We start from the raw sequence: 16063 nt of genomic DNA, 5'->3' as shown, positions 1-16063 counted from the left end.
AATTGAGAATTTGACGGGGTGGTCCGCGCAATAATACCATAGCATTTCCTCATAGAGCCCATCAATATTATAAATTTTTCCTAATTCGTAAGAAATCAAACCTTAATTGCATTTCATTGTTTAGATTTGTATAAATGAAATTGAGAAAATGAAAAAATTAGTATTTATTTTTATGATAAGTATTTTTGGGCTAAGCTACTCACAGGAGCAGCCTAAAGTGCTAAAAACCAGTTTTTCCAGGGAAGCCCTGGCACAGAAGCTTGAAGATGAAGAAGGAAAAAACACGACCATTCAGCAAATTCTGGATCAACATAAAGGAAAAATTTTAGTGATAGATTTCTGGGCCGGATGGTGCAGAGACTGTCTGAAAGCACTTCCCAAAGCTGAAGAACTGGAAAGAAATAATCCGAACATAGACTTCGTCTTCCTTTCACTGGAAAGATCAAAAGAAGGCTTCGATAAGAGTCTCGAAAGATTCAATATGAAGGACAAGGATAATTACTGGTTTGCTTCAGGATGGAAAAATGATTTCAATAATTATGTTGATCTCAATTGGATTCCAAGATATATGGTGATAGACCAAAAATCTTCTATTGCAAAATATTATGCCATTTCTCCTGAAGATCCGGATATTCAGGAAACCATAAACCGTCTTTTAAAGTAATGATTACCAGAGAAGCCACAGAACAGGATTTGGAAATCCTTTTAGAATTCGAACAGGGAATTGTAACTGCAGAGAGGCCTTTTAACAGCACGCTTAGTGATGGAGAAATTCATTATTATGATCTGCTTCATCTCGTTAAGTCCGAAGATTCTTTAGTCCTTGTCACGGAAGAGAATAACGAAATCATTGCATCCGGCTATGCCCGCATCCGGAAACCTGAAAATAATTATTCTAATTTCGAAAAATATGTCTATTTAGGATTTATGTACGTGAAACCTGAGCATAGGGGAAAAGGAGTTAATAAGCTGATCTTAGATGAACTGATCAGCTGGGCAAAATCTAAAGACATTTCAGAAGTAAGACTGGATGTTTACGCCCAGAATGAATCTGCCGTAAAAGCATACGAAAAAGCAGGCTTCGAATCATTACTCGTTACCATGAGGATGAAAACTTCTTAAGAACCTAATTCAAAATAAATGAATCCATATCTTTGCGGTATGGATTCTTCTTTTCCCATCCGTAAAATTATTCATGTGGATATGGATGCATTTTATGCTTCTGTGGAACAGCATGACAATCCATCTCTCAAAGGAAAGCCTATTGCAGTGGGAGGAGAACACCGCGGTGTAGTTTCAGCGGCAAGTTATGAAGCCAGAAAATATGGCGTCCGCTCTGCCATGCCAAGCAAAACAGCAAAGGAAAAATGTCCCCATATTATTTTTGTTCCGCCCCGATTTGCACGATATAAAGAAATATCAAGACAGATTCGTGAAATTTTTCATGAATATACAGATCTTGTAGAACCTCTTTCTCTGGACGAAGCCTATCTGGATGTTACCGAAAACAAAAAAGATATAGAATCTGCCAATCAGATTGCTAAAGAAATCCGTCAGAAAATATTCGAACAGACCGGGTTGACTGCTTCCGCAGGGATTTCCGTTAATAAATTTCTGGCAAAAGTTGCTTCCGATATCAATAAACCTAATGGACAAAAAACCATTCATCCTGACAGAATCGAAGGTTTTCTGGAAGAACTTCCGGTTGAAAAATTTTATGGCGTAGGAAAGGTTACCGCTAATAAAATGTTTAGTTTAGGCATTTACAAGGGAAAAGATTTAAAGAAAAAATCTCTGGAAGAGCTGGTGCGCCTTTTTGGAAAATCCGGCGGTTATTATTACAACGTGGTTCGTGGCATTCACCATTCTGAAGTAAAACCTCATCGCATCCAGAAAAGTGTTGCCGTAGAAAGAACTTTTTTTGAAGATCTTTTTGATGACCAGCAGATCAATGAAAAGCTGGAACATCTGAGCCAGGAACTTCATCAGAGATTACAAAAAAACAATATTCTCGGAAGAGCATTAACCCTAAAGATTAAGTACAAAGATTTCTCCCTTTTCACAAGAAGTTTTACAAAGGAAGACTATTTCACTTCGCCGGAACAATATTTCAATACCGGAAAGAAACTATGGGAGCTCCGTCCTTTTGACAAACCTGTAAGATTATTAGGGCTGTCCCTTTCCCACCTCAATACGGAAGAGAAAAAGCAGATTTCCATTCAACTAAAAATCCCGTTTGAAGAATTTGACCATCAATAGGTGAAAAATTTTCACTATCTTGTAGAAAATCAACTCAAATCACTTCTCCTATGAACGTTACGATGATTCAATTTTTCCACTGGTATTCTGAAGGAAATGGAAAACTATGGAAAGAAGCCGAAAAACAAGCTGCTTATCTGGCTGAATTAGGAATCACCTCGGTCTGGTTTCCTCCAGCCTATAAAGGAGCCAATGGAGGATATTCTGTAGGATATGACGCTTATGATCTGTATGATTTGGGAGAGTTTGATCAGAAAGGAAGTCTTCCTACTAAATACGGTACCAGCAAAGATTATTTAAATGCCATTAAAGCTTTAAAAAGCCAGGGTATAGAAGTGATAGCAGATATCGTTCTGGGACATAAAGCTGGTGGTGATGAGCTTGAGAAGTTCAGCGTTGTAAAGGTGGATGAAAACAACCGGGAGAAAATTATTTCCGATGTCATAGAAATAGAATCCTATACTAAGTTTACATTTCCCGGAAGAGGAAAAAAACATTCCGATTTTGAATGGAATTTCACCTGTTTCAGCGGTGTAGACTATGCAGAAGGGATGGATTCCCATATTTATAAGATACAGTCTGAATACGGCAATGACTGGGAAGAGATGATTGATGATGAAAAAGGGAATTATGATTATCTCATGTACAACGACATTGAGCACCGTAATCCTTTTGTACGTGAAGAGCTCAACAGCTGGGCAGAATGGTATTTCAACCTCACAGATTTCGACGGAGTAAGACTGGATGCATTAAAGCATATCTCCTTCGATTTTTATAAAGAATGGCTCACCATGTTACGCTCCAACAGCGGAAAAAATATTTTTGCCGTGGGAGAATACTGGGCCCCGGGACAGCTGAATCTTCTCCAAAAATATATTGAGGTGACGGAAGGATGCATGAGTCTTTTCGACAGCTCACTACAGAACAATTTTTACACCGCTTCAAAGGAAGGCAACTCCTATGATCTCCGGAGAATTTTTGATGAAACCCTTACTGAAGCTGATCCTATGCATTCTGTAAGTCTTGTGGACAATCATGATACGCAGCCTTTGCAGGGGCTTGAAGCTCCGGTAGAATCATGGTTCAAACCCTTGGCTTATGCACTTATTCTTCTTCGCGAGAACGGCTATCCTTGTGTTTTTTACCCGGATCTTTATGGTGCTCATTATACGGATAAAGACCGGGAAGGTAATGATCAGGAAATTTTCCTAGATAAAGTAGATGGTATTGAAGAGCTTATAAAAGCTAGAAAAGAACACGCATACGGCATACAGAAAGACTATTTTGAAGATGCCAACTGTCTGGGCTGGGTACGCGAAGGAGATGATCAACATTCCGGATGCGCTGTGGTTTTAAGCAATAAAGAAGCTTACACCAAACCCATGGAAATGGGCAAACAATATGCAGGGAAAACATTTTATGACATCCTGAAAAGAACGGAGGATAAGATAAGCATTGATGAAAATGGCTGGGGAAATTTTCCGGCTCCTGCAGGAAATGTAAGTGTATGGATCTCCGAGTAATTCTGAAATTAATCTAAAAAGAGCATACACAACCGGATACTTTTTCTCCTGATCATGTATGCCTGAAAGTTATCTTAATAAGTAAAATAATGGGTAGTTCTAGCAGTAGATATAACGGCAGTTCCATATATCGCTGGCCCATTCACAGCAGTAGCCTTCTTCATTGGAAGTACAGCATACCCTGTCGCGGATGATGATTCCCTCTCCTTTTAAGTTTTTAAGCTCTTTTCTGTTTAATTTTTTCGTGTTTGAAAGGATTTTCGTTTTCATAATTAATTTATTTTTTGGGTTTAGTTATCCGAATATACGTAAAATATCATAATTATGACCAAATATAACATACGAAACACATCATTTTATCTACATATTTATAATTGAATAATAGTTAATTTTTTAAACTTTACGGAAGCTTATTCACCGTATAATTTTGCGGATTTTAAGAATTTCAGGTAATTCTGAAGCCGTGGAGATGTTTCCGCTTCCTGCAAATTCAGCCCAGACCGCTCTTAGTTTTCTCCCGTTTTCATCTATATATTTCCAGGGAATATCTTTTAACATTCCTGAGGGTTTCCAAGCCTCTTCGTTTCCAAAAAGCAAAGGAAGATCTATGCAGTGAGCTGCTCCGATCGTATTTTCTGCGAATTCCGTATGAATTCTGAAGAGGTATACATTTCCTCCGGCCTTCGCATAGTTTTCAGCAAATTCCGCCGCCGGTTTCCCGTAGATCAATTCGGTTGTCTTTCTCACGACTTTATCTATTAATTTCAACCCGATTCCTCTCTTCAAATAGGTATTGAATGCTTCTGAAGTTTTGAGATAAAAAGCAGTTTCGTCATTATTCAAACCAATCAGAACATCATATTTTCCCGTAGCGGATTTCCATCTTTCAACGGCTTCATTTTCTTTGCATAGCGGAGGAAAACCATATTGCGTCCCGAATGGCATTGCTGCTTTCAGACCATATCTTACAACAGACGGCACCCATTTGTGATAGGCGTCTACCATTTTTAAAGGGTCTGTTTCTTCACTGAGAAATTCGGTGTTTTTCAGAAATTCTGCAGACATCTTTTGTCTGTTTTGCCGCAGTCCCAAAGGAGCACTCTGAATAATCACCCGTTGAAACAATCCTTCAACCCCGTCAGAAATCATCAGATGGGCAATAGCATCCCCTCCTGACGACTGGCCTAAGAGGGTGATATTTTCGGCATCACCACCGAACTCCGGGATATAGTTTTTAATCCATTTTAAAGCTTCTATAATGTCAAACAGCCCTAGATTAGGTGGTCTTTTACCATTCCCTCCTAAAAAACCGAAAAGCCCGAGCCGGTAGGAAACCGTAACTACCATGATTTGCTGCTCTTTCACCCAGTCACCGGGATCAGAGGTTGGCAAATCTCCACATCCGATTTCATGCGAACCTCCATGAATCCATACAATCACCGGAAGTTTTTCATTTTCTGTAAAGTTTTCAGGGCGGAATACCGAAAGATACTGAGTAGATTCATCCGGATCAAAACTTTCAATAGGGGTCGGTCCGATCATTTTTTCAACCAGAGGGCTTAAAACCTGAGGACAGACCGGAGTTTTATGGGGAAAGATAATTTCTGATGCTGACAACTGTTCCGGAATGGGCTTTTTAAATCTTTCAGACCGGGCATAACGGATGCTTTTAGCCCTGACCACCCCATTTTCTTTTAATGCGATAATTTTCCCAAAGGACGTCTGAAAAATGTGAGTTTTTTCCTGCTGAACTGTCATTTCAAAAACTTTGAACGATTTTTATCTAATAAAATTAATTTAGTTTTTCGAGATGAGGAAATATTTTATGGTATTTAAACACGAATAACACAAGTTTTTTACACTAATGTTCACAAATAAATGGCTCTGAATAAAATCGTGGTATTTGTGGAAACATTTGTGCTGTTGGTGGTTCAAAAAGAAAGTCTATTTAACACGAATAACACAAGTTTTTAAACTATGTTCACAAATAAATGGCTCTGAATAAAATCGTGGTATTTGTGGAAACATCTGTGCTGTTGGTGGTTCAAAAAGAAAATCTATTTAACACGAATGACACAATTTTTTTACACTAATGTTCACAAATAAGTGACTCTGAATAAAATTGTGGTATTTGTGAAAACATCTGTGCTGTTTGTGGTTCAAAAAGAAAGTCTATTTAATACGAATGACACAAATTTTTCACACAAATGTTCACAAATAAATGAACCGAGATAAGATCGTTGTATTTGTGCTGTTTGCGTTTCAAAATCAGTTTAGCATTTTATATTCGCTTGGTGAGACCCCTACTTTAGCCTTGAATAATCTGGTGAAATGCTGCGGGTATTTAAACCCAAGATCATAGGAAATTTCACTGATGGATTTTGCCGGATTTAAAATCTGTTCTTTAGCGGTATCAATCAGTTTATTGTGAATGAATTCCTGAGCAGAGATGCCCAGTTCTTTTTTGATGAGATCACCGAAATAGTTGGCGGACAGGTTCAGTTTTTCTGCAAAGTAGTTCACCATAGGAAAACCAATATTCTTCGGATTATCAGATCTGAAATAGTCATCAACCAGATTTTCAAATTTCCCAATTACACCCTGATTGACATGGTCTCTTGTAATGAACTGACGGTCGTAAAAACGCATGCAGTAATTAAGGAATAGTTCAATATTGTTGACAATTAATGATTTGCTGTGTTTGTCTATGGACTGCTCCAGTTCCAGTTTTATATTTTTAAAGCATTCCAGAACAATCTCTCTTTCTTTTTCCGAAAGGTGTAAAGCTTCGTGCACATCATATGAAAAGAAGCTGTAATCTTTGATATTTTTCCCAAGATTGGTTCCTTTGATCAGATCGGGATGAAACAGCAATGCATATCCTCCGGGTTGTATGGGCTTTCCGTCATTGGTTACACCGCTTACCTGCCCGGGAGCAATAAAAACAAGTGTTCCTTCCTGATAATCATAGCTGTGTTTGCCGTAATGCATATCGCCACAGATCACATCTTTCAGAAAAACAGTATAAAAAGTATAGGTTCTTTTATATTGACAGATAGGATCAGATTTTGCAAAATCTACCACGCTTACGAGCGGATGCAGAGTTTCATGATTCACCATTCTATTATAATCTGAAACACTTTTCACTTTCTCAACTTCCTGATTTTCCATTGACTGTCTTTTTAAACTTATTCAAAATTACCACTTTCCGGCGTACCTTTTAAGATGTCTGTAAAATTGGTAAGTATTTCGGTAATCTGTATAAGTTATGTTTATCTGAAAGTATCGAATTTTGTACCGTTATGAAAACACCAGATACCAACATTTTTCCTAAAGGAGAAAAGGCTCCTGCAGCTTATTTTTCCGGAGGAACAGCCTGGGTAGAGATTTTAAAACCCAACAACGATGATTTAAACTGTCAGATCGGGAACGTTATTTTTGAACCCGGATGCAGAAATAACTGGCATTCTCACGGAGGCGGACAGATATTAATCGTAACTTCAGGAACAGGATTTTATCAGGAGAAAGGAAAGCCGGCACAAACTTTAAAAGCAGGAGATGTAGTGAATATACTCCCCGATGTTATTCACTGGCATGGTGCAGCTTCAAACAGTGAACTGGTCCACATAGCCATCAATCCCAATACTCAAAACGGTATTGTGGAATGGATGGAGCCTGTAAGCGATGAGGAATACAATCAATTATCAACGAACTTATTAACTTAAATCAAATAAACCAATGAGCACAATCACAGTAAAAGCCTATGGCGCTGAGTCTACTACAGCAGACCTGAAAGAAATGAATATTGAAAGAAGAGAAACGACTCCTAAAGATGTAGAAATTGAAATTCTATACTGCGGAGTGTGTCACTCGGATCTTCATACCGCAAGAAATGACTGGGGCGGATCTTTATACCCTGTAGTTCCCGGACATGAAATTGTGGGAAGAATCACCAATGTAGGAAGTGAAGTTTCTAAATTTAAAGTAGGAGATCTGGCGGCAGTAGGATGCCTAGTGGATTCCTGCGGACACTGCGACAGCTGCAAGGAAGATCTGGAACAATACTGCCTTAATGGATTTACCGGAACCTATAACGGAAAAGACAAGCATTTGGGAGGCCATACTTTTGGAGGATATTCTCAGAAAGTAGTGGTGGATGAACATTTTGTTTTAAGTGTGCCGGAAAACTTAGATCTGGCAGCAGTAGCTCCTCTTTTATGTGCCGGTATTACGACATGGTCTCCATTGAGACATTGGAAAGTGGGACCTCACTCTAAAGTGGCTGTTGTAGGACTGGGCGGTTTGGGTCATATGGCCATCAAACTGGCCAAAGGACTGGGAGCGGAAGTAACTTTATTCTCCAGAACTCCGGGAAAAACAGAAGATGCCAAACAATTGGGTGCTGATCATGTTGTGATCTCTACGGATGATTCACAAATGGATACGGTAAAAGGAAAGTTTGACCTGATTATCGATACGGTTCCTTATGAGCATGATATCAATCCTTATATGCATACACTTACTCTGAACGGGACTTTGGTTCTTGTAGGATTTGTAGGTGAATTCGGTGAAGCTGAAGTGAGCACAAGGCCTATGATTTTCCAACGCCGTTCCGTAGCGGGATCATTAATCGGGGGTATTGCCGAAACTCAGGAACTGTTGGATTTCTGCGGAAAGCATAATATTGTTTCTGAAATTGAAGTGATTAAAATGCAGGATATCAACCACGCATATGAAAGAATGCTGAAAAGTGATGTAAAATACCGCTTTGTAATTGATATGAAATCTTTGTAATTCTTCTACAGGATCTCAACGAAAACAGGCTCTTCTATCCGAAGAGCCTGTTTTTATTTTTTCAGGTTTTGACTAAAGCCGCTCTGGTTTTTATCTATCCTATATCTGTTTCCTTCTGCACATTTATTATCATTCCTTTCCATGTCCTGAAATGCCCATTCTGCCATAGCATCAATAACGGGAGCAAGTTCATTACCTGCTTCACTCAGTTTATAAGTGACATGAGGTGGTACTACGGGTTTGGCTGTTCTGATAATTAATCCGTCAGCTTCCAGCTGTTTCAGGTGCTGAATCAGCATTTTTTCCGTTACGGCAGGAATTGATTTTTTCAGTTCGCTATATCTTTTTTCTCCAGTAGAAAGATTAAACAGAATGATGGGTTTCCAAAATCCGCCAATTCTTTCCATAACGTACATGACGGGACAATCCTGCACTATCTTTTTATTCTCCTGAATGGTAGAACTTTCTTTAATTGCTGCCATAGCTACATACTTTAGGGTAAGTACTTGTATAAAAGTAAGTACAAATATAACTTTGTTCTCAGAAATAAAAAAATATTTTATTATGAAATCGCAGCCATTTAATCAGTTCATAAAGAAAGCTGAATATTAAGCGATTGCATATGACCATTAAACAACAATAAAAAATTTACATATGAAAATTGTAATCACAGGATCATTAGGAAATGTAGCGAAACCATTGGCTCAACAATTAATTGCCGAAGGGCACCATATCACAGTAGTAAGCAGCAGCGATGCCAGAAAACAGGATATCGAATTGCTGGGAGCCACTCCGGCTATAGGATCTATTACGGACGTTCAATTTTTAACTCAAACTTTTGAAGGAGCGGATGCCGTTTTTGTTATGACTCCTCCTGCCATCAGCCCGGATAAGATTGTGGAAAACACGACCAATGCAGGGAAAAATTATGCTGAAGCTATAAGAAAATCTCGCGTAAAAAAAGCTGTAATGTTAAGCAGCGTAGGCGCAGAATCGCCGGTAGAAAACGGCCCGATTGCTGGTCTTCACAACATTGAAAAGCTGTATAATGAAGTAGAAAATACGTCTTTCACTTTTTTAAGAGCCGGATATTTTTATAATAACTTTTTCAACGATATTCCTTTAATTCAGAACGCAGGGATCATTGGCGGTAATTACCCTGAAAGTATTGAAATTCCCGTGGTACATCCCCATGATATTGCGAAAGCAGCTGCCGAAGAACTTGTAAAAGACGCCAATACCAATTCCATCCGGTATATTGTAAGTGATGTACGAAAAGCTTCTGATTTTGCTAAGGTTTTAGGAACTTCTGTCAACAAACCTGAACTTCCATGGGTAGAATTCTCTGATGAAGATTCTTTAAACGGAATGTTGCAGGCGGGACTTCCTGAAGATATGGCTAAGCTGTATGTGGAAATGGGCAGAGGAATGAGAACCGGAGTTGTACAAAAAGATTTTATTGATCACGGTTCTCCGGTTACAGGAAGTGTTAAATTAGAAGATTTTGGGAAAGAGTTTTCCTCTCATTTTTAATTCCCAGGTCAATTTATAAAACAAGTTTCGGCGCGCCAAAGGCGCGCCGAAACTTGTTTTATAATTATATTTTAAACCCTAAGATTATTTTTTGTCTTTCAGGGTTTCTTTTAATACTTTCAGTTTTCCGTCAATAGGTTCATCTATTTTCAAGCCTAAAATTTCTGTGACTAAAGGATATACATTCACATTGGTAAATTCCTTTACGACTACGTTATTTTTAAACTCCGGCCCCCAGGCATAGAAAGTAGCTTTCATTTCAGGAACCAGTTTCGGGTTATAGCCATGTTTTCCTACGGATGTTTTCTTTCCTTTTTCTAAAAATATTTTGGGTGCTTTCGGGATCAGAAGAATCTGCCCGATCCGGTCATATTTATCATCCCTGGTGGCAAAATGTAAGTATTTCGGTAGTTTTTTATCCAGATAGACTTCATAGTCGTTTGTTTTATTCGCTTTTAATTCTTTATAGACTGTTTTAATCTCAGCCGGATTTTTAACATATACTCTCAGCAGGGTTTGGGAATTATAAAAATCAAATCTGTTTTTATCCAAAAGCAGGGCCGGAATTTCAAGAGGAGCTCCTCCGTCTACTTTGATCATTCCGTGATCCGAAACGAAGATAAAGTTGACATTTTTCAGTCCGAGATCATTCACTTTCTTCACCAGTTCTCCAATGGCCTGATCAATCAAATGAACGGCATTTTCGGTTTCTATGGCATCCGGTCCGTAATGATGTCCGCTTCCGTCTACTTCCGGAAAATAGAGGGAAATGAAGTGCGGTCTGTTTTCTGCCGGCAGCTTCAGCCAATTGACCACTTTCTCCACTTTTTCGGAAGGTTTGAATTTTTCATGATAAGGATAGTAGTAAGAAGGTCTTGTTCCCGCAGCATCGCTTGCAGATCCTACCCACATCAGTGAAGCAGAAACCATCCCTTGTTTTTCAGCCAGTGTCCAAAGAGGTGTTCCGCCATACCAGCTTCCGTCTTCAGCATTTTTTTTGCTGTTCATTGCGTAGGCTTCTTTTCTTTTATAATCATAGAAAAAATTATCTATCAGGCCGTGATGGGAAGGATAAAGCCCGGTGATGAGACTCCAGTGGTTGGGAAAAGTTATACTGGGATAACTTGGGATCATGGCATCTGCCTGAACTCCTTCTGCTGCAAACTCCAACAGGTTTTCTGCATGGTATTTTTTAGCATAATCATAACGGAAACCGTCTGTGGAGATCATGATCACGTAAGGTTTAGCCTGTGCTTCAGCAGTATTGGTACGACCCGGAATAACTACCTGGGCCGTGTCTGTATTAGCCTGCTGAGCATAGATCATTAAAGAAAAAAACAGCAGTACAATTTGTATTCCTCGCTTCATTGTCAAAATTTTCTGCAAATTTACGGTGTATACTCTTCCTGAAAAAGTTTATCAGATTAAAAGTATATTAAAACAGAGTAAAAATTCCGGGTGGTTTCGTAAAGTTGGACCATAAAAAATGCCTCCGGTTTCAGAGGCATTTGGTGTATGATTTTTTAAAGATCAGGTTGTATTATTCTTTGATCAGCTTTTCATAAGACAGGCTTCCGTCTTTTAAAGTAATTTCAAAGTAATAAATTCCCGGCTTCAGATCTCTTACATTGATTGTTTCTCCTTCCGGTTTTACAGATCTCACTTTTCTTCCTGCTGATTCATAGATATCCACAGATTTCACTTTATCAGCATTTTTAAAACTCACGGTTTCCTTAGCCGGATTCGGGTAAAGAATAAGTTTTTTGCTTTCTGCAGCCACTTCAGTAGTTCCCAATACCGCCCTGCTCAAAACTGCATAACCTCTGTTAGCAGTTCCGAATCCATGGTTTGCAATTGTAGTGGTAGCTCCTTTCGCAAAGAAAATATTGATTGAGTTTGTATTATTGGTAAATACGGTATCTCCTGTCCCTCCTGCAAGCGATCTGGTAGCCACAATTGTTCTGGTTCCACTTGAAGTAGTATTTGAAGTAATAGTCCAGTCTTGTACAGCATCAGCGCTGGGAGGCACTCCCACTCCGGCAAAAGTGTAATCAATATTCGTGTTTGTTGTAGAATTGACGTTGTAAATAAATCCGTCTACTCCATTCCCCATTCCTCCGGTGGTTCCTGTTCCTCCAAAACCAACACCCAAATAGGATGTATCCGGTCCGGTAAGGGTCATAGTAACTGTACTGGCTGTAGTGGTAAGCTTGATGGTCATCCCGGTCGATAAATTCACCGTTCCGGTTGTAAACTGCGCCCATGCCAGATTGGTCAGGGCTAAAGTAAGTGCTAGTAGAACTTTTTTCATCTTAATTTTTTAAAAGGTTGATAATTTCTTTATTGTTTGTTTGTAAAGCGTATTCAAAGGGTGTCATTCCCATGGAATCTTTTTTGGATTTATCTGCTTTGTGCTTCAGCAGCATTTCGATAAGCTCTTTATTCCCAAACTTTACTGCCCAGAACAAGGGGGTGTATCCTGAGACATCAGCAATATTCGGGTCGGCATTTTTATTTAATAAATAGATTGTAAGATCTTTATTGTATTTCACGGAAAGTCCTGCTAAAGCTGTTCCTTCCTCACTTTTATAGTTAATATCTTTTACATGATCTATCAAAAACTTAGCAACCTCAACATTCCCTCTGTAGCACGCGAGAATAAGTGGTGAAAAGCCATTTTCATTGGTTTTATTAATAATATCCGGATCCTGCTTCATCAGATCTTTCACTTCAGTTACAGTTCCGTTTCTTGCAACATCAAATATTGATTTTACTTTTTCCTGAGCAGATATGAAAGAGAAACTCAGGAAAATACCGATGATGAAGATGATCTTTTTCATTGTTTGCTCATTACGTAATTGTATTCCACGTTTACATTTTCCGCTACCTTTTTGGTTACCATTTTCGGAATGGTTACATTATGATCTGCAGGTCTGGCTACAAAACCTCCCTGCATATAGATTTTCCCATCTTTGGCATAAATAGTAGCTGAAGAATTGACCGCTTTATCCACTCCATGAAAGTTCAAGGTTCCCTGAACGGTATATTTCTGTGGAGAAGCAGTAAGTTTTGTTTTATCAAAATTGATAATCTTCCCTTTGAACGTCGTCTTGGGGTATTTTGCTGTTTCTGCATAGCTTTCATTGAAATGTTCTTCCATTAATTTGGTTTTAAAATGAAAGTTTTTCACTGCCGACAGGGAAGCTATTTCACCACTATCCGCATTCAGAACGACTACGTTATTATTATCTTTTGCATATACATCTTCGAAGAGCGGAACCGATGCTTCAAAGCTTACGCTACCTGTTTTGGAACTGTATTTCTGGGCCGGGACAAGGGCTGTACAAAACAGTACTGCACTCATTAATACTAATCTTTTCATATCCAATATTTTTTAATTTTCGGTAAGCCCGTCAGCTTTCCATTTGATGAAGGTATTGATCTGGGTTTGGGACAGGGATCCACCCTGCGGCATTTTTCCAGGGTCACCGTTTGGTCTTTGGATCCTGTCTATAATTCCGTCAATATTATTTTTAACATCGTTATAGGTTGTCAGGGGTTTAAAACTTCCTGCCGAGTGACATCCGATGCAGTTGTTGTCCACAATGGTTTTCACTTCAGTATTGTACCTTACCAGTGTCGTGATAGGTGTATTGTCGGAAATTTCCTCATAGGTTCTGCTGTCACAAGCAATTAACAAAACAGCTGATGACAATATGTACATTATTTTTTTCATCTTAAAAAACTCTATAAAGGTTAAACCCAAAGAAAATCTGTCCTTTTCCCCATTTCCCTGCTGCATTGGAGAGATATCCGATATCTGAGTTGATCTGGGAATTGGAGAATACAAGCTGGAACACATGTCCCCCGGTTTCTATATCCATTCCTAAAGACAAAGGATTTTTATAGAAACTGTGATTGTCAAAATTCACAAAATATTCTGCATTAAGAGAGATTCTTTTGGAAATTTTATAGCGTCCTCCCAACCCTGCCAGAAACTGATTTTTGTCTTCAATAGCAGGATCATAAAGATTTTTATGAATGAAAGAAGGGGTAAGCTGTAATGAAAACTTGTCATTAAACCTTCTTGAAATCAAAGCCTGGGTAAGGTAGGAAAGCCTGTCTCCAAATTTAAGATAGGGATAATTGTCCTTATCCAGATCTGTATTTACGGCCATCACATTGTACCCCACGATGTCTACAGGAGTATTGTCTGTCTGCTTCAACAGTTTATACTTTACAGCCCCTTCGAAAGTTTTCATATTCGTTTCTCTGGAAAGGCTGACTGAAACGGCATCTGTAAGACCATAGATAACGCCCAGTTTGGTAGAAGCATCATCTAGACCGAAAAAGTTTTTAAATCCTGTGCTTATGTCTCCGAAACGGTGCGCCACCACAATATACCATTCTTTTTTGGCCGTAAGTTTGGTAGACTGTCCGGTGACAATCTGCAAGGCTTTAAAAGCAGGCTGTGATACTTCTGTGTTTGTTTTGAGTGTGTCAATATCTTTCAACAGATCTTCCTGGGCGAAGGTAAGACCTGATACCAATACCGACAAAAATAAGAGAGTTTTTGTCATATACTATTTGCATTAAATTATGATATAACAAACTTATCGAGTTATAAAGTTAAAAGTAGGTGATAAAAGTCACAGGGTAGATTGTTTTTATCAATAATAAATATAAAACCATTAAAACATCACACCTTAGACAGTTCTAACATTTTCATTTACAGGAATTTTGATTCCTTCTTTGGTTTGCAGAATTTCTCCTTCATTTTCTATTTTTTTCAAAACCCTGCTGATTACTTCCCTTGAAGTTCCGAGACTGTTGGCAATTTCACGGTGCGTGATCTTGAGAGGATTGTTTCCTGTGACGTCAATCTGCTGTTTTATATAACTCAATACTCTTTTATCCAATCTGTGGAAAACCGCATCATTTACCATGTTCATTACATCTGAAAACCTTTTGTCATATTCATGATAAAATATTCTGTTGATCTCAGGGTATTTGATGAGCCATTCGTGAACAGTGGATACAGGAATAAGCATTACTTCCGATTCTTCTTCAGCCAGCGCATATACTCTGCTGGTGTAATCTGTAAAAATAGACGAAAAGGTCATCAGACAGCTGTCATTGGGTCTGATGTAGTAGTAGATGAGCTCTCTGCCATCGTTTAGGGTAAAAACCTTTATTGAACCTTTGATCAGGAAAGGAACATATTTATTTTTCTGCCCTTCCCGGATGATTTCGGTTTTTGCCTTTATATCCGTAATTATGGCGTTTTCCTGCAGTTCAGTTAAAAATTTTTCACCTAAAAAACTAAATTTGTTAAGAATAAGTTGGTTACTAATCATATCTGTTATCATTTTCAAAACAAATATATAAAATTGGATATTTATCTACCATAAAAACATAGTTCTTTAATTATCACTATTAAAAAATTAACAATTGATTAATTAATAAGTATATTTTAAACTAAAACACAATTTTAGATTAAAAATATATAATACTAAATAGACAATATCTTCATTTCTCCGTTTAATCAGGTATTTTACATTTCAATGGATGATACCCATAAAAAAATGCCCCGGTAAAAACCGGGGCACCTTTATGTATTGTAAGAAAAATCTTATGCTTGTACGTTGTTACCTCCTAATACGAAAGGCTCAACTTCTTTGATTTCTCCGAACTGCTGCTCATAGTTAGCGATGTTCTGTTGAAGAGCAGATAATACTCTTTTAGCATGAAGTGGAGCAAGAATAACTCTTGATCTTACTTTAGCCTGCTGTACCCCCGGCATTAATTGGATGAAATCTACTACGAATTCAGATGGAGAGTGGTTTACCAATGCTAAGTTAGCATAGATACCAGCAGCTACCATTTCGTTTAATTCGATGTTGATGTTTCCGTCTTGTGGATTTTGATTGTTGTCCATTGTTATAAATTATGTT

At 38.3% G+C, this 16063-nt stretch carries 19 protein-coding genes; 7 read left to right on the top strand and 12 right to left on the bottom strand.

Annotation, left to right across the window (positions count from 1 at the left end; genetic code table 11):
* The first annotated feature begins 148 nt into the window (after positions 1-148).
* Genes ACM46_RS20310 through ACM46_RS20295 form a run of 4 tightly spaced genes read left to right on the top strand, consistent with a single transcriptional unit; the run spans position 149 to position 3782 of the window.
* Entirely contained in the window at positions 149-664 is a 516-nt protein-coding gene (locus ACM46_RS20310) for a TlpA family protein disulfide reductase (protein WP_048508496.1), read from the top strand.
* Positions 664-1122 carry a GNAT family N-acetyltransferase gene (locus ACM46_RS20305; protein ID WP_048508495.1) on the top strand — a complete coding sequence of 153 codons (459 nt, stop codon included), beginning with the start codon at positions 664-666 and terminating at the stop codon, positions 1120-1122. Before ACM46_RS20310 ends, ACM46_RS20305 begins: the two co-directional genes overlap by 1 nt.
* 39 nt (positions 1123-1161) lie before the next feature.
* The gene (dinB, locus tag ACM46_RS20300) at positions 1162-2259 is read left to right on the top strand and encodes a DNA polymerase IV (RefSeq protein ID WP_048508494.1); all 1098 of its coding nucleotides are present in this window, start codon (positions 1162-1164) and stop codon (positions 2257-2259) included.
* 50 nt (positions 2260-2309) lie between these two features.
* On the top strand, positions 2310-3782 hold the full coding sequence (locus tag ACM46_RS20295; protein WP_048508493.1) for an alpha-amylase: 1473 nt from the start codon (positions 2310-2312) through the stop codon (positions 3780-3782).
* A 99-nt stretch (positions 3783-3881) separates the two neighbouring features.
* Here ACM46_RS20295 and ACM46_RS23435 read toward each other — a convergent pair whose 3' ends face one another.
* The 3 genes from ACM46_RS23435 to ACM46_RS20285 form a co-directional block, all read right to left on the bottom strand.
* Positions 3882-4052, bottom strand: coding sequence for a hypothetical protein (locus ACM46_RS23435; RefSeq protein ID WP_157859468.1), 171 nt, complete (start codon positions 4050-4052; stop codon positions 3882-3884).
* Between the two features lie 144 nt (positions 4053-4196).
* Positions 4197-5540, bottom strand: coding sequence for a carboxylesterase family protein (locus ACM46_RS20290; RefSeq protein ID WP_048508492.1), 1344 nt, complete (start codon positions 5538-5540; stop codon positions 4197-4199).
* Positions 5541-6050: 510 nt separating this feature from the next.
* Entirely contained in the window at positions 6051-6953 is a 903-nt protein-coding gene (locus ACM46_RS20285) for a helix-turn-helix domain-containing protein (protein WP_048508491.1), read from the bottom strand.
* 131 nt (positions 6954-7084) lie between these two features.
* Between ACM46_RS20285 and ACM46_RS20280 the strand changes: the two genes are divergently transcribed.
* Positions 7085-7507, top strand: coding sequence for a cupin domain-containing protein (locus tag ACM46_RS20280; protein WP_048508490.1), 423 nt, complete (start codon positions 7085-7087; stop codon positions 7505-7507).
* 13 nt (positions 7508-7520) lie between these two features.
* Positions 7521-8576, top strand: coding sequence for an NAD(P)-dependent alcohol dehydrogenase (locus tag ACM46_RS20275; protein WP_083997482.1), 1056 nt, complete (start codon positions 7521-7523; stop codon positions 8574-8576).
* 53 nt (positions 8577-8629) lie between these two features.
* Here the strand turns inward: ACM46_RS20275 and ACM46_RS20270 are convergent, their stop codons facing one another.
* Positions 8630-9058: a winged helix-turn-helix transcriptional regulator gene (locus ACM46_RS20270; RefSeq protein ID WP_083997481.1), complete on the bottom strand. Its 429-nt coding sequence runs from the start codon at positions 9056-9058 to the stop codon at positions 8630-8632.
* Positions 9059-9230: 172 nt separating this feature from the next.
* Here ACM46_RS20270 and ACM46_RS20265 point away from each other — a divergent pair, with 172 nt between their 5' ends.
* A complete protein-coding gene (locus ACM46_RS20265) occupies positions 9231-10109 on the top strand; it encodes an NAD(P)H-binding protein (RefSeq protein WP_048508489.1) in 879 nt (292 codons plus the stop codon).
* An 84-nt stretch (positions 10110-10193) separates the two neighbouring features.
* Here the strand turns inward: ACM46_RS20265 and ACM46_RS20260 are convergent, their stop codons facing one another.
* From ACM46_RS20260 to ACM46_RS20225, 8 genes are all read right to left on the bottom strand, one after another.
* Positions 10194-11477, bottom strand: coding sequence for an alkaline phosphatase family protein (locus ACM46_RS20260; protein WP_048508488.1), 1284 nt, complete (start codon positions 11475-11477; stop codon positions 10194-10196).
* Between the two features lie 172 nt (positions 11478-11649).
* Positions 11650-12420 carry a T9SS type A sorting domain-containing protein gene (locus ACM46_RS20255; protein ID WP_048508487.1) on the bottom strand — a complete coding sequence of 257 codons (771 nt, stop codon included), beginning with the start codon at positions 12418-12420 and terminating at the stop codon, positions 11650-11652.
* Position 12421: 1 nt separating this feature from the next.
* Complete coding sequence (locus ACM46_RS20250; RefSeq protein ID WP_048508486.1) at positions 12422-12949, bottom strand: ankyrin repeat domain-containing protein; 528 nt, start codon at positions 12947-12949, stop codon at positions 12422-12424.
* Positions 12946-13491 carry a YceI family protein gene (locus ACM46_RS20245; protein ID WP_048508485.1) on the bottom strand — a complete coding sequence of 182 codons (546 nt, stop codon included), beginning with the start codon at positions 13489-13491 and terminating at the stop codon, positions 12946-12948. Before ACM46_RS20245 ends, ACM46_RS20250 begins: the two co-directional genes overlap by 4 nt.
* A 12-nt stretch (positions 13492-13503) precedes the next feature.
* The gene (locus ACM46_RS20240; protein ID WP_241486064.1) at positions 13504-13833 is read right to left on the bottom strand and encodes a c-type cytochrome; all 330 of its coding nucleotides are present in this window, start codon (positions 13831-13833) and stop codon (positions 13504-13506) included.
* A 13-nt stretch (positions 13834-13846) separates the two neighbouring features.
* Entirely contained in the window at positions 13847-14689 is an 843-nt protein-coding gene (locus ACM46_RS20235) for a DUF5777 family beta-barrel protein (RefSeq protein ID WP_048508483.1), read from the bottom strand.
* A gap of 126 nt (positions 14690-14815) precedes the next feature.
* On the bottom strand, positions 14816-15466 hold the full coding sequence (locus ACM46_RS20230; RefSeq protein WP_048508644.1) for a Crp/Fnr family transcriptional regulator: 651 nt from the start codon (positions 15464-15466) through the stop codon (positions 14816-14818).
* Positions 15467-15741: 275 nt separating this feature from the next.
* A complete protein-coding gene (locus tag ACM46_RS20225; protein ID WP_027375539.1) occupies positions 15742-16047 on the bottom strand; it encodes a DUF3467 domain-containing protein in 306 nt (101 codons plus the stop codon).
* Positions 16048-16063: the final 16 nt, after the last annotated feature.

Source organism: Chryseobacterium angstadtii (assembly GCF_001045465.1).
Classification (GTDB): domain Bacteria; phylum Bacteroidota; class Bacteroidia; order Flavobacteriales; family Weeksellaceae; genus Chryseobacterium; species Chryseobacterium angstadtii.
The sequence above is the reverse complement of the archived record's forward strand: the minus strand, read 5'-3'. Positions and strand labels throughout refer to the sequence as shown.